The sequence below is a fragment of the Mesorhizobium sp. WSM4849 genome, assembly GCF_055811385.1.
In genome coordinates this window covers 65,911-78,822 of sequence record NZ_JBVVPW010000005.1, presented here as the reverse complement: position 1 = coordinate 78,822, position 12,912 = coordinate 65,911, and the positions used below count along the sequence as shown (strand labels likewise).

Genomic DNA, 12,912 nt, shown 5'->3' with positions numbered 1-12,912 from the left:
AGCGGTATCTTGACCGTGCTGGTGGTCCTTGATGCGATTGTCTGCAAAGCAAGCTTGCTGGTGCTGCCAACGGGTGAAACATTAGCCATGGCGGTGGCTATCTGGCCCACCGTCGCGTTCGAAGCCAGCACCTCCGAATAGCTGACACCTGTCAGTTGCAACTGGACGGCAAGGGCGTCGAAGAATGAAGCAGGTTGACGTCGGCAGCGATCAGCGCGTTGTAGTCCATGACGCTGAGCGAGATGTTGCCGCCCAGTAGCCCGCTGAGAAGCGAGTTGAGGATGCCGCCATTGACGCTGAGAAGCCTGGACCCGACCGAGAACATCGCCTGCGGCGCTACGCTGGCAACGGCTTGGGTGCCGATGACCGGCGTAGGGATAAGCGAACTTGCGAAATAGCGGGCAGGAATCTTTTTCAGCGCGACACGGACGGCGTTGTAGGGCTTCTTGCTGGCCTCGAAGCGCTTGTCGACGCCGAGCGACGACTCTGGTGAATATCGGCCGGCGGTGACCGACACGACGGTTTTTCCGAGGGCAGGGGCGATCGTCTGCCCTGCCTTCTGAACAACGATACCCGGCATTCCGTTGTCGCCGAGCGTGGTCACCACCGCCGCCTCAATGTTGTTGATGTTGGAGGTGGCGGTGATTGCCGCAAGATCGACCAGCGACTGAGCCTCCCGGCGCTCCACATAGATCGAGCCTTCATCGATGGCGAAGGCGGCCAGCGCCAGCGCGAACGGTGCGCACAGCGCCGTCATGACGGTGAAGTTCGCCCTCAGGTCGCCAAGCATCGAGCGGGCGGCCCGGCCGATTCTCCCCGGCAAAGTTTCCGACATTCAGATGCCTCCGACCCGTATTGTCGACTCGCGTGAGATCGTGGCTCCAGGCATGGGCAGCGCCGGGAACAGATTCCAGACCGGCAAGTTACGGGCATCGTATTGGATGGACACGACGAACTGGTTTCCGTCGGCTGTGCTGTCCTTGGCGTGATAGGTCAGCTTGGTGGAATCGACGAACGGATATCCGCCGGCATTGGTGTTGACGAAACTGGTCACCAGTGCCTGGCGCTCGCCTTCATTTAGCCCGGCAATCGCTGTGCGGGCGGCGTCCGCCGCGATTTGCTGTACGGAATTGCTTGCACCAAAATAGAGTCCGTATGCAACCATTCCGAGCAAAAGTAGGATAAAAATGGGCGAAAGCAGCGCGAACTCAATCGCGGAAGTTCCGGACTGGTCTCTAAACTGGCGTAATTTGAGTGTTAACGGGTGCATTTTACGCTGTTGTATAGAGATTGTCTTAGTTTCTGTGCTGTTCATGTCCTTCGCCCATCGGGACATACCGAAGCCCGCGCAAGATGTAACCCGTGGTTGCTTAAAGGCGGCTTAAGACATTTCGACAAAGTGGAATCGACGACAGATTTCTTGCCGGAAACGAATGCTTGAGTGGGAGAAACGGAGCCAAGTCAATGGTTTCGACCGCTGTTCTGCCGGTCGCAAAGTGGCTGTCGCTGCGCCTTACTTAGGGTGACCTCACGAGTCTGTTGAAATAAAAAATCGCCACGTTACTGTTTGGCCACCAGCTGCCGGAAAGGGAACCGGCGGCGCGCTCAAAGGAGCCATCTAATCGGTCTCGGGCGTCAACACTCATGAGGCGTAGCTGAAGGGCCGCCTCGACAGGGAGAACTTCATGCTGAAAAACATGCTGAAGGCGACGGTGTTCGCCACAACCATGGCCTTGGCCGCCGGCACGTTCTACACGCCGGCCTTCGCCGAGGTCGTCTATAACCGCGGCAGCGCCGCCGAATCGGAGTCGCTCGACCCGCACAAGACCTCGACAATCTACGAAGCAAATATTTTGCGTGACCTGTTCCAGGGGCTGACCATGCAGGACGCAAAGGCGAACCTCATCCCGGGCGCCGCCGAAAGCTGGACAGTATCGGACGACGGCACCGTCTACACCTTCAAGCTGCGCAAGGGCGCCGTCTGGTCGGATGGTGCTCCGGTCACAGCAGATGACTTCGTCTACGCTTTCCAACGGCTGGAAGATCCGGCCACCGGCGCCGAATACGCTTCGATGCTCTATCCCGTGAAGAATGCCGAGGAGGTGAACACCAAGAAGGCGAAGCCCGAGGAGATGGGCGTCAAGGCAATCGACGCAAATACACTGGAAGTGACGCTGAAGGCGCCCACGCCCTATTTCCTCGAAATGCTGACCCACCAGGCGGCCTATCCGGTCAGCAAGGCCTCCATTGACAAGCTCGGCGCCGATTGGATCAAGCCGGGCAATTTGGTCTCCAACGGCGCCTTTACACTGGTGGAGTGGGTTCCCAACGACCACATCAAACTGGTCAAGAATCCGAAATTCTGGGATGCTGCAAGCGTCAAGCTCGACGTCGTCAACTACATCCCGACCGAAGATCGTTCGTCGGCGATGAAGCGCTTCGAGGCCGGCGAACTCGACAGCTACGACGACCTCCCGACCGAGCAGCTCGCCGACCTCAAGGCCAAGTTTGGCGATCAGATTCGCGTCGGGCCTTACCTCGGCACCTATTATTTTGCGATCAAGACCGACAAGGCCCCGTGGGACAACGTCGAACTGCGCAATGCCATCTCCATGGCAGTCGACCGCGATTTCCTTGCCGAAAAGGTCTGGCAGAACTCAATGCTGCCCGGCTATTCGATGGTGCCTCCAGGCATTGAGGGCTATACGCCGGCAATGGCCAAATACGCGGACATGTCGCAGATCGACCGCGAGGATGAGGCCAAGAAGGTACTCGAGAAGCTTGGCTATACGCCCGAGAAACCGCTGAAGATGGAAATCCGCTACAACACGTCGGAAAACCACAAGAACACTGCGGTCGCCATCCAGGAGCAGTTGAAGCCGCTCGGCGTCGAAGTCACGCTGCTCAACACCGACACCAAGACCCACTACTCCTTCCTTGAGCAGAAGGGCGACTACGACGTGGCGCGTGCCGGCTGGATTGCGGATTACAAGGATCCGGAAACCTTCCTCGGCATCTCCCGCAAGGCAAGCGGCAACAACTATTCGGGCTACAACAGCCCGGAATTCGAGAAGGCCATGGACGAGGCGGCCGCCGCCGGCGGCAAGCCCGAAGAGCGCATGAAAGAACTCGCCGAGGCCGAGCGCATCCTCGTCGACGAGGTCGGCAACATCCCGCTTCTCTACTATAGCTACAAGGATATCGTTTCTCCGAAGCTTCATGGCTTCGAGGATAACGTTATGGACGTGCATCCGTCCCGCTTCATCTCCAAGGACTGATCTCCTTGGCCGGACTGCCGCTCCTATACAGCGCCGCGCGTCCTTTGGGACGCGCACAGGGCGCTGTAACGCCTTGATTTTGCGCGTGATCCTTTCCGAACCTTCGGTTCGGGTCATGCGTTAGGGGCGGCGGCTCCGGTTTGCCATCGCATCGGCCCGAAAATCGGAATCGATTTTCGGGAAGCACGATGCGAAGATTGAAGCGCTAGAGCGTACTTTGTGCGTCCAAGTGGACGCACGTCGCTCTAGGTCAAGCGGGGAACCGATGCTGCGATACGTATTCCGGCGGCTCCTGACCGCCATCCCGACGCTGTTCGTCATCGTGACCATGGCGTTCTTCCTGATACGTGTCGCGCCTGGCGGCCCGTTCAATCAGGAGCGGGGCCTGAGCCCCGAGATCAAGGCTAATCTTGAAGCGCAGTTCGGCCTTAATGACCCGCTCTGGCTGCAATATGTCCACTATCTCGGCAATCTGCTGCGCGGCAATTTCGGTCCGAGCTACAACATGCCGGATTTCACTGTGGGCGAATTGTTCAGGGAAGGTCTGCCGATCTCGGTCCAGCTCGGCGCTTCGGCGCTCATCCTGGCGCTGTTGCTCGGCAGCGTGCTCGGCACCGTTGCCGCGCTCAACCAGAACAAGCTTGCCGATTACTCGGTGATCGCGCTGGCGACCGCCGGCAGCACCATCCCGACCTTCGTCATCGCGCCGGTGATTCAGCTCTTGTTCGGTCTGACCTGGAAACTGCTGCCGATCGGCGGCTGGGGCGACGGCGCCTTGATCAACAAGATCGGCCCGGTGCTGACGCTCGCCCTGCCGCAGATCGCTATCGTTGCCCGCCTGATGCGCGGCTCGATGATCGAATCGCTGCGTTCGCACCACATCCGCACCGCCCGCGCGCTCGGTCTGTCCGACTGGTCGGTGGTGGTGAAACATGCGCTGCGTGGCGCCATCCTGCCGATCGTCTCCTTCACCGGTCCGGCGGCGGCAGCGCTTCTCACCGGCTCGATCATCGTCGAGACCATCTTCTCCATTCCAGGCATCGGCCGCCATTTTGTCGTTGCTGCGCTCAACCGCGACTACACGTTGGTCATGGGAACGGTGGTGGTCATCGCGCTGTTCACCATCATCTTCAACCTGATCGTCGACGTCATGTATGCCGTCGTCGATCCGAGGGTGCGCTATGACTGACATCGCAGCCACCGCTCCGGCCGTCGTCGGCCGCTCCCTGTGGGGCGATGCCTGGGCGCGCCTCAAGGCCAATCGCGCGGCCATGTTCAGCATCTATTATCTTGCCTTCATCGCCGTCATCAGCGTGTTTGGGCCCTATTTCGTGCCGCACCAATACACCACCATCTATGCCGACTATGTCCGTACGCCGCCGAGCTTTTCCGCCTATCCGAAGGCCGACATGATCGAAGGCGCTCTCGATGAGGCGATCAGGCGTATGCGCGTCGACATCAAGGAGTGGCGGCAGGAGGGCAGCCGTGTGTTCGTTACCGTCAGATCGTCGAAGCCGATCGACGACCGCAACATTCGCTACCTTGATCGTTCCGATACATTTGATGACACAAAGATCGAGAGCAAATCGCCGGACGGTCTCGAAATGGTGATGAGTGCCTCGATCAAGCAGCAATATTTCCTGTTCGGCACCGACAATACGGGCCGCGATCTCCTGTCCCGAACGCTGATGGCAGGGCGCATATCGCTGGCCATCGGCCTGCTTGCCGGCATTGTGGCCGTGGTCATCGGCGTGCTCTACGGCGCCACCGCCGGCCTTGCCGGCGGCAAGATCGACGAGGTGATGATGCGTATCGTCGACGTGCTCTATTCTTTGCCGTTCATCTTCTTCGTCATCATGCTGGTGGTGTTCTTCGGCAGGAATTTCGTGCTGATGTTCCTGGCGGTCGGCGCCGTGCTGTGGCTCGACATGGCGCGCATCGTGCGCGGACAGGCGCTGTCGATCCGCCGGCAGGAATATGTCCAGGCGGCCGAAGCCATGGGCGTCGGCCAGCGCGGCATTCTGCTGCGCCATGTGATCCCCAATTTGCTCGGGCCGGTGGTGATCTACATGACGCTGCTGGTGCCGCAGGTCATCATCCTGGAGAGTTTTTTGTCGTTCCTTGGGCTTGGAGTCCAGGAGCCGATGACCAGCTGGGGCGTGCTGATCTCGGTCGGCGCCCAGAACATCGGCTCGGCCAACTGGCTGCTTTTGTTCCCGGCCTTCTTTCTCGTCTCCACGCTGTTCGCGCTGAATTTCGTCGGCGATGGGCTGCGCGATGCGCTCGACCCCAGGGATCGTTGAGATGGTCGCTTCCGAAACGATCCTCAGCGTCAAGGACCTTCGGGTCCGCTTCCGAACGCTCGACGGCGCGGTCGAAGCCGTCAAAGGCATCAACATCCACGTCAATGCAGGCGAAACCGTTGCCGTGGTCGGCGAATCCGGTTCCGGCAAGAGCCAGACGATGATGGCGGCGATGAGCCTGCTGGCCTCGAACGGCGAGGCGACAGGCGTCGTCGACTATCGCGGCCGCAATCTTTTGACCCTAAGCAAGTCCGAGCTCAATCAGATCCGCGGCCGCAAGATCAGCATGATCTTCCAGGAGCCGATGACCTCGCTCGATCCGCTCTATTCGATCGGCAATCAGCTGATCGAACCGATCCGCCGGCATCGCGGGCTTAGCGCCGCCGAGGCACGCGAAGAGGCGTTAAAGCTCTTGCGGCTGGTCCATATTCCCGATCCGGAGCGGCGGATGAAATCCTATCCGCACGAGTTGTCGGGCGGCCAGCGCCAGCGCGTCATGATCGCCATGGCGCTGGCCAACGACCCCGACATACTGATCGCCGACGAGCCGACGACCGCGCTCGACGTGACGATCCAGGCGCAGATCCTCATGCTGCTCGCCGAACTGCAGCGCAAGCTCGGCATGGCGATCGTCTTCATCACCCACGATCTCGGCATCGTCAGGCGCTTTGCCGACCGGGTCTATGTCATGCGCTATGGCGAGGTGGTCGAGGAGGGCGAGGCGGAAGCGATCTTCGCCAACCCGCAGCACGCCTACACCAAGATGCTGTTGGCCGCCGAGCCGACCGGAACCAAGGCGCCGCCACCGCCAAATGCGCCCGTTCTGCTAGAAGGCAGAAATGTCGAAGTGACCTTCAAAATCGGCGGCGGGTTTCTCGCCGGCGAGCCGCTGATCCTGCGCGCAGTCGATCGCATTTCGATCCGGCTGAAACGAAACCAGACCATCGGCATCGTCGGCGAATCGGGTTCGGGAAAATCGACGCTCGGCCGAGCCTTGCTGCGGCTGCTGCCAAGCGACGGCCTCATCCGCTTTGGCGATCGCGATATTTCCGCCGCCGACCGTCAGGCCATGCGGCCGCTGCGGCGCGAATTGCAGCTGGTCTTCCAGGACCCGTTCGGTTCGCTGTCGCCGCGCATGACCGTCGGCCAGGTCATCACCGAGGGGCTTCTGGTGCATGAGCCGACCCTGCCGGGCAGGCAACGCGATCTGCGCGCAGTCGAGGCCTTACGCGAGGTCGGGCTCGATCCGAATGCGCGCAATCGCTACCCGCACGAATTCTCCGGCGGCCAGCGCCAACGCATCGCCATCGCGCGGGCGATGATCCTCAAGCCTAAGGTGGTTGTCCTCGACGAGCCGACCTCGGCACTCGACCGCTCCGTCCAGAAGCAGATCGTCGAACTGCTGCGCAAGCTGCAGGCCGACCATGAACTGTCGTATCTGTTCATCAGCCACGATCTCGCCGTCGTGCGCGCCATGGCCGACTACATCATCGTCATGAAGCAGGGTAAGATCGTTGAGGAAGGGCCGACCGAGGCGATCTTCAGCAATCCGCAGGCTACCTACACCCAGACACTGATGGCCGCGGCCATCGACGTCACACGGTTTCGGTTGAGTGCATAGCGCGGCCGGTCAGGACTGCAGCAGGTGGTGGGTGAAAGACACGTCCCTCGGTATCCTGCATCAAGAAACACACGAGGCAGCGCTGAAGCGGGAGGCCGAAACTTGAGGGCAAGGTCGAGGCTTGGCCTGAGTGCTACCGAGCCTGCCACCTGGTCGTCGCCGGCCCGAGAATCTGGACACGGCGATTTCTTTGAGGCCGCGTCCCTTCGATCGACAGACGCGGCAGGCCTTGCATGAACATCGTGATGTTTACCAACACATTCACCCCGCATGTCGGCGGCGTTGCACACAGCGTTGCGTCGTTGTCGGAGATGCTGCGTGAGTTGGGGCATGCAGTCCTGATCGTCGCGCCGGACTATGCGGAAGCAGCGCGATCAGAAAGCGACATCCTCCGCGTCCCGGCGATCCAGAATTTTAACGGGAGCGATTTTTCAGTGCCGATCCCGTTCACCCGCTCCCTTGAGAAGACACTGAACGCCTTCAAACCGGATATCGTCCATTCGCACCACCCGTTTCTTCTCGGCGATACCGCCCTTCGCATCGCGGCTTCACGAGCGTTGCCGACGATATTTACCTATCACACCCGCTACGAACTCTACGGCCACTACGTTGCGCAGGATGCACCGGTCCTCCAACGCCTCGTGCTCAGCCTCGCGGCTGGCTACTGTGATCTGTGCGAGCATATCATCGCTCCAACTCGCAGCATTGCCGACCTCTTGTGCCACCACGATGTCACCAAACCGATCACCATAATCCCGACCGGGATCGACCTGGCCAGGTTCGCCGAAGGAGATCGGCTGAGATTGCGGAGCCGGTTGGGACTAGCGAAAACCGATTTCATCGTCGGGCACGTAGGCCGGCTGGCGCCGGAGAAGAACCTGACTTACCTCACTGAAGCAGTTTGCCTGTTTCTTTCGCAAAATGAGCGCGCGCATTTTGTTGCCGCCGGCGACGGTGCGTCAGCGTCCGAAATGCGCCGAATGCTGGACGAGGCAGGTCTTCAGGACAGATGCCATCTGCTAGGCGTGGTCGAAGGCGCCGAACTGGCCGACGTCTATGCCGCCATGGACGTCTTCGCCTTCTCGTCGCGTTCCGAAACCCAAGGTCTTGTGCTTGTCGAGGCGATGGCGACCGGCGTTCCCGTGGTCGGGCTCAATGAACCTGGAGTCCGTGAGGTGGTACGCAACGGAAAGAACGGCTATCTCCTGTCAGCCGATGCGTCCCCAGGCCTATTCTCCAAGGCTCTCGCCAGAGTCCGCGCGATCACTGCGCCGGGCCGAGCGGCATTGCAAGAAGAAGCCAGACAGACCGCGGCCTCCTATTCACGATCCTCAACCGCGCAGCAGACCGTCGATCTCTATTCGCAGGCTGTCGCAAGCCATGCCGGTGCCAGAGCTACCCGCACTCGTTCGTTTGAGGCGACGCTCGAAGGTCTCAAGCAGGAATGGAGAATCCTCGCTAACCTTGCCAATGCCGTCAAGGACGCGGTGGCGACGCGCAGTGATTCCGAAAGTTGACGGCTGTGGGACGCCGCGGTTGCGCCCCGACTTCGCCTGCCCCTATCCGTTCCGCTGAATGAGGAATTTCATCGGCACGATCCGAGCGCGCCTGTTAGTCTCGACGCATCATCGATGCTTTTGGCCGAGACATCAGCTCCGCCCTAGGAGCAGACGCCCCCAAAACGGATCTGAATCTGGTCACCGATGCGATATTTGCTTCGTCAAATGGCTTGGCCGCCTGCGAAACACCTTGTTGAGGTCAGGCATGTCGCGGACAGCGCCGCCAAACTTCGAGGGTGCGGTCACTGAACCCTGTGGCACGGCTCCCGGGCGACCGTGATGGCTTCGACCGACTGGTGCGCAAAGCGCTTTCCGTAGGCATTGCTTCTTCGGTGCGCAGATTTGTGACGGCGGTCGTGATCTGGCTCGCCGAGCCCATAAAGCAACGCTGATGTTGATCCCTGGGATCATCGCCGTGTGATGCCAAGCCGGCGTGTGGCCAGATGCGGCAACATTAGCAAGTGGAACAATCCGACAGCCGGCGAGTTTTCAAGGTGAAGGGCGATCTGTTTCGGAGGAAGACCAGAATGAAACGCGTCCTTGCACAAAATGCGGTACGACTGATGCTGGGCGGCGTGACCGCCTGTCTGCTTATGGTCGTCGAGATTCCCAACCCGGTTGCACCATTGGCGCTTGTGTCCGAGGCAAGGGCAGCCACCGACGTTTCCATTTCGATCAGCACATTCTATGACGACCTGTCTTCCCATGGTGATTGGGTTTCCTACCAGGGAGCGCCCGTTTTCGTCCCGGTTGATGTCCCTGACGATTGGCGTCCGTATACCATTGGACACTGGGTCTATACCGAGCAGTATGGCTGGCTCTGGGTGTCCGACGAGCCGTTCGGCTGGGCGACCTACCATTACGGCCGGTGGGGCTATGCCGACGACATCGGCTGGTACTGGGTTCCCGGCACTCGTTGGGCGCCAGCCTGGGTGAGCTGGCGGCGTGAAAGGGAGCACATCATCTGGGCTCCGCTGCCGCCACGCCGCGATCCCGATTTGATTTCAATCGAGGTGACCTTCGACACCACGCCGGATTTTTACTGGGTCGTGGTCCCCACCCGCGAATTCCTTGCTGAGGACATTTCCGTCGTCGTTATCCGTGATGAGCCGGAGTTTGTGCGCATTGTCGAAGCGGCCGAGCCTGCCGGCGACGTGACGATCCAGAACAACGTGGTGATCAACAACGTCATTGATGTTGATGTGATCGAGAAAGAGACGAGCCAGGAGGTGACCGTCGTCGAGGTCAGCGAGACCGAGACGCCCGAGCAGGCCGGCAAATTGGAAAACAATACGGTCACGGTCTTTGAAGGTGACGTGAAAGCCGATCCCGATGCCAAACCAGCTGAGCTCAAAGACATCGAGGAGGTGAAGCAGGTTCAGGCAGGCCGGAAATCGAAGCCGACCGAAGGCGCAGCAACGACCGAACAGGCGCCGGCGACCGGCGAAGAGGTTGAGCCGGAAGAGACCGCCAAGCCTGAGAAGCCGACGAGCGAGGAGCAACCGACCATTGAGCAGCAGCAGGCCGAACCGGACCAGGCGGCCAAACCTGAGAAGCCGAAGGCCAAGGAGCAGCCCGCAGCCGAGCAGCAGCAGGCCGAGCCGGAACAGGCGGCCAAGCCTAAGAAGCGGAAGGCCAAGGAGCAGCCCGCCGCCGAGCAGCAGCAGGCCGAGCCAGAACAGGTGGCCAAGCCTAAGAAGCGGAAGGCCAAGGAGCAGCCCGCCGCCGAGCAGCAGCAGGCCGAGCCGGAACAGGCGGCCAAGCCTAAGAAGCGGAAGGCCAAGGAGCAGCCTGCCGCCGAGCAGCAGCAGGCCGAGCCGGAGCAGGCGGCCAAGCCTAAGAAGCGGAAGGCCAAGGAGCAGCCTGCCGCCGAGCAGCAGCAGGCCGAGCCGGAACAGGCGGCCGAGCCCAAGCCACAGAAGCAAGAAAACAAGGCGTGCGACCCGCAGACTGGGGCGAACTGCTAGTGTGCGGGTACAGACTACGGCACCGCGATCGTTCCACCGCGGTGCCCGCTGAACGGCATCGCACGCCAAAGCTGCGAACCCTTGCCATGCGGACGATCGCGTCCTTGACGGCTCGGCGCGCCGGCTGAACGGCAATCGGCGGCAATTGGGCAGTCATTTCGCGGAATATCGCGCCATCCAACGTTCTCCGCCGCGCACGAGCGTGTGGAGTCCAGTCCGGAGCATCCATTGCGAGCACCTCTTCGGAACGGACTTAACCATCTCGCCGTCGGAACCGCGAACCTGTCTTCAGGAGCGTTGGTGGTAGTTCTCGCGAGGTCGACTTCTAGCGTTCACCTCAAGCACCCCGAAAGACCGCTGTTGGGGCACTTGCCGACATCGCTCAGTTTCGAGGACCTGTGCCTTGCCTCGCTTGACAGAGGACTTCTCGCGACCGCAAGGTCTCGTGATGCAGACGATTAGTTGGAATAGAATTGCGCGTGGTGCGGCCGTCGGGGCAATCGTGCTGATGATTGGCACAAATGTGCCTGGGTCGGCGCGTGCCGATGGCTCGCTGCTTCTCACAAGCCCGTCTCAGCCAGCCAATGTCGGCGACGCGATGCTGGCGGCCGCCAGTTATCATGATTCCGGCGCATATGATCGCGACCTTGCCGCCGTGGCGAAGCAGGCCGGCGATTGGGTTGTCAAGCGCGCAATGGAGGTGCCTCGCCCCGCACTGGTGCTCGATATCGACGAGACGGCTTTGGCCAACTGGGAAGTGATCACACGTGACAATTTCGGCCGCCCGATCGGCGGCGCCTGCGACATCGCAATCGACGGTCCCTGTGGCTGGGCCGCCTGGGACCAACTCGCGAAGGATCCGGCCATCGACCCCGTGCTGGAGGTCTTCCGGCAGGCGCGAACGGCGAAAGTCGCAGTATTCTTCATCACCGGACGTCCGGAGGACCAGCGTCAGGCGACCGAACAGAACCTGCAATCGGCGGGCTATGCCGGCTATGAGCAACTTTATATGGTCCAGCCGGGAGCCAAATATGGTTCCGCCGCTGATTTCAAGGCACCCGTAAGAGCCGAAATCGAAAAGGCCGGCTACACGATCATTGCCAATGTCGGTGACCAGCCATCCGACCTGTTCGGGGGACACGCCGAGAAGCTGTTCCTGCTGCCGAATCCGTTCTACAGGGTTCGTTGACGGCCTGTACGGCTCAAACCCGACCGCTAGGGCCCTTGCCGCCCAACTTGCCGCCCAACGGCAGGCCGTGACCCGTTGTTTAGCTTGAGCAGCAACGAACGAACGACGGCTGTCGGGCGGGCAGACGTGCCGATCATATTCATCTCCGGGTACGGCGACGTGCCGATATCAGCCCAGGCGGTCGACGATTTGACAGCCGCATATCGGCCCGACCAAGACGGGCCCCTGGTCGCGCCTGACCACAGTCGATCGATTGCGGCTAATGTCATGGCCGGAGCAGAAGTTTCGGCTGATTGCCTGGAAAGGCAAATCATCGACCTCAAAGGGCACGGCGCCGGCGATGCCTCCTCCAGCTTCAACCTGCCTTAGACGTTCTGGCTGATGCTATGGCCGATACCGCCATCTACTCGCTTTGTACCATCCCGCACCCGGAAAGCGAGAGCACGCTGGCTGAGTTCCGCCGCGTCCTGAAGCTCGGCGGGCGGCTGGTGTTCATGGAGCATGGCGGCGGAGAAACTCCGCTCCCCGAGCACACTGCAAAGGCGTCTTGTCGGATTGTGGGGCTGGCTCCCGGTGCTGCCATCTGACGCGAGCCAGCGTGGCTGATCTCGGACGCCGGTTTCACTATCCAGCGCCAGGAAAGAAGGCGGTTTCCCGCGCGACTCTGGCAGCTCAGTCCACACCGCGCGGAAAGCGCTCCTCGGCGCTGAAACAAACGAAACACTTCGCGTTCGGCGCGGAAAAACGCCTGAAACAGGGATGGTTTAAATGCAATGGCATCGCTGCACCCGCGGCGCCAATCAATGGAGTGTTGCAATGTCGATAATGCGAGCAGCTTACCGCTCTTTCCGGGACTACCGGGTTCACCGTATGGCGGAACGGACGCTTGCGGCGATGGACGATGCCTTCCTGAGGGACATCGGGATCAGCCGGTCCGAGATTGGTTTGGTGGTCCGCGGCTTGAAGCGCGGCCAAGAAGACAAGGCGGGCTGAAC

Annotated in this window: 12 protein-coding genes; 10 read left to right on the top strand and 2 right to left on the bottom strand. The window is 60.8% G+C overall.

Annotated features, from left to right (window positions below; translation table 11 throughout):
- Window positions 1-9: 9 nt before the first annotated feature.
- Window positions 10-141, top strand: a complete 132-nt coding sequence (locus AC0L3L_RS06890; protein WP_473637026.1) for a hypothetical protein — start codon at window positions 10-12, stop codon at window positions 139-141.
- Between the two features lie 10 nt (window positions 142-151).
- Here AC0L3L_RS06890 and AC0L3L_RS06885 read toward each other — a convergent pair whose 3' ends face one another.
- Both AC0L3L_RS06885 and AC0L3L_RS06880 read right to left on the bottom strand, forming a co-directional pair.
- Window positions 152-835, bottom strand: a complete 684-nt coding sequence (locus AC0L3L_RS06885; protein ID WP_473637025.1) for a pilus assembly protein TadG-related protein — start codon at window positions 833-835, stop codon at window positions 152-154.
- Entirely contained in the window at window positions 836-1,270 is a 435-nt protein-coding gene (locus tag AC0L3L_RS06880) for a TadE/TadG family type IV pilus assembly protein (protein ID WP_473637152.1), read from the bottom strand.
- A gap of 415 nt (window positions 1,271-1,685) precedes the next feature.
- Here AC0L3L_RS06880 and AC0L3L_RS06875 point away from each other — a divergent pair, with 415 nt between their 5' ends.
- From AC0L3L_RS06875 to AC0L3L_RS06835, 9 genes are all read left to right on the top strand, one after another.
- Window positions 1,686-3,278: a peptide ABC transporter substrate-binding protein gene (locus tag AC0L3L_RS06875; RefSeq protein ID WP_473637024.1), complete on the top strand. Its 1,593-nt coding sequence runs from the start codon at window positions 1,686-1,688 to the stop codon at window positions 3,276-3,278.
- Window positions 3,279-3,543: 265 nt separating this feature from the next.
- The gene (locus AC0L3L_RS06870) at window positions 3,544-4,467 is read left to right on the top strand and encodes an ABC transporter permease subunit (protein WP_473484705.1); all 924 of its coding nucleotides are present in this window, start codon (window positions 3,544-3,546) and stop codon (window positions 4,465-4,467) included.
- Window positions 4,460-5,581 (top strand): ABC transporter permease, encoded by a 1,122-nt coding sequence (locus AC0L3L_RS06865; RefSeq protein WP_473484708.1) that lies wholly within the window; start codon window positions 4,460-4,462, stop codon window positions 5,579-5,581. The genes AC0L3L_RS06870 and AC0L3L_RS06865 overlap by 8 nt, the downstream gene beginning before the upstream one ends.
- Window position 5,582: 1 nt before the next feature.
- Window positions 5,583-7,202 carry an ABC transporter ATP-binding protein gene (locus AC0L3L_RS06860; RefSeq protein ID WP_473637023.1) on the top strand — a complete coding sequence of 540 codons (1,620 nt, stop codon included), beginning with the start codon at window positions 5,583-5,585 and terminating at the stop codon, window positions 7,200-7,202.
- 233 nt (window positions 7,203-7,435) lie between these two features.
- Complete coding sequence (locus tag AC0L3L_RS06855; RefSeq protein ID WP_473484714.1) at window positions 7,436-8,719, top strand: glycosyltransferase; 1,284 nt, start codon at window positions 7,436-7,438, stop codon at window positions 8,717-8,719.
- Between the two features lie 569 nt (window positions 8,720-9,288).
- Window positions 9,289-10,728, top strand: coding sequence for a DUF6600 domain-containing protein (locus AC0L3L_RS06850; RefSeq protein ID WP_473637022.1), 1,440 nt, complete (start codon window positions 9,289-9,291; stop codon window positions 10,726-10,728).
- A gap of 508 nt (window positions 10,729-11,236) precedes the next feature.
- Window positions 11,237-11,917, top strand: coding sequence for an HAD family acid phosphatase (locus AC0L3L_RS06845; RefSeq protein WP_192365727.1), 681 nt, complete (start codon window positions 11,237-11,239; stop codon window positions 11,915-11,917).
- A 386-nt stretch (window positions 11,918-12,303) separates the two neighbouring features.
- On the top strand, window positions 12,304-12,504 hold the full coding sequence (locus AC0L3L_RS06840) for a hypothetical protein (RefSeq protein ID WP_473637021.1): 201 nt from the start codon (window positions 12,304-12,306) through the stop codon (window positions 12,502-12,504).
- A 181-nt stretch (window positions 12,505-12,685) separates the two neighbouring features.
- A complete protein-coding gene (locus tag AC0L3L_RS06835; protein ID WP_244602675.1) occupies window positions 12,686-12,910 on the top strand; it encodes a YjiS-like domain-containing protein in 225 nt (74 codons plus the stop codon).
- The last annotated feature ends 2 nt before the right edge of the window (window positions 12,911-12,912 follow it).

Bases quoted from the DNA above. Each gene is read 5' to 3' on its own strand.
- AC0L3L_RS06885 (WP_473637025.1), bottom strand. From the start codon at position 835: ATGTCGGAAACTTTGCCGGGGAGAATCGGCCGGGCCGCCCGCTCGATG.
- AC0L3L_RS06880 (WP_473637152.1), bottom strand. From the start codon at position 1,270: ATGCACCCGTTAACACTCAAATTACGCCAGTTTAGAGACCAGTCCGGA.
- AC0L3L_RS06875 (WP_473637024.1), top strand. From the start codon at position 1,686: ATGCTGAAAAACATGCTGAAGGCGACGGTGTTCGCCACAACCATGGCC.
- AC0L3L_RS06870 (WP_473484705.1), top strand. From the start codon at position 3,544: ATGCTGCGATACGTATTCCGGCGGCTCCTGACCGCCATCCCGACGCTG.
- AC0L3L_RS06865 (WP_473484708.1), top strand. From the start codon at position 4,460: ATGACTGACATCGCAGCCACCGCTCCGGCCGTCGTCGGCCGCTCCCTG.
- AC0L3L_RS06860 (WP_473637023.1), top strand. From the start codon at position 5,583: ATGGTCGCTTCCGAAACGATCCTCAGCGTCAAGGACCTTCGGGTCCGC.
- AC0L3L_RS06855 (WP_473484714.1), top strand. From the start codon at position 7,436: ATGAACATCGTGATGTTTACCAACACATTCACCCCGCATGTCGGCGGC.
- AC0L3L_RS06850 (WP_473637022.1), top strand. From the start codon at position 9,289: ATGAAACGCGTCCTTGCACAAAATGCGGTACGACTGATGCTGGGCGGC.
- AC0L3L_RS06845 (WP_192365727.1), top strand. From the start codon at position 11,237: ATGATTGGCACAAATGTGCCTGGGTCGGCGCGTGCCGATGGCTCGCTG.
- AC0L3L_RS06840 (WP_473637021.1), top strand. From the start codon at position 12,304: ATGGCCGATACCGCCATCTACTCGCTTTGTACCATCCCGCACCCGGAA.
- AC0L3L_RS06835 (WP_244602675.1), top strand. From the start codon at position 12,686: ATGCAATGGCATCGCTGCACCCGCGGCGCCAATCAATGGAGTGTTGCA.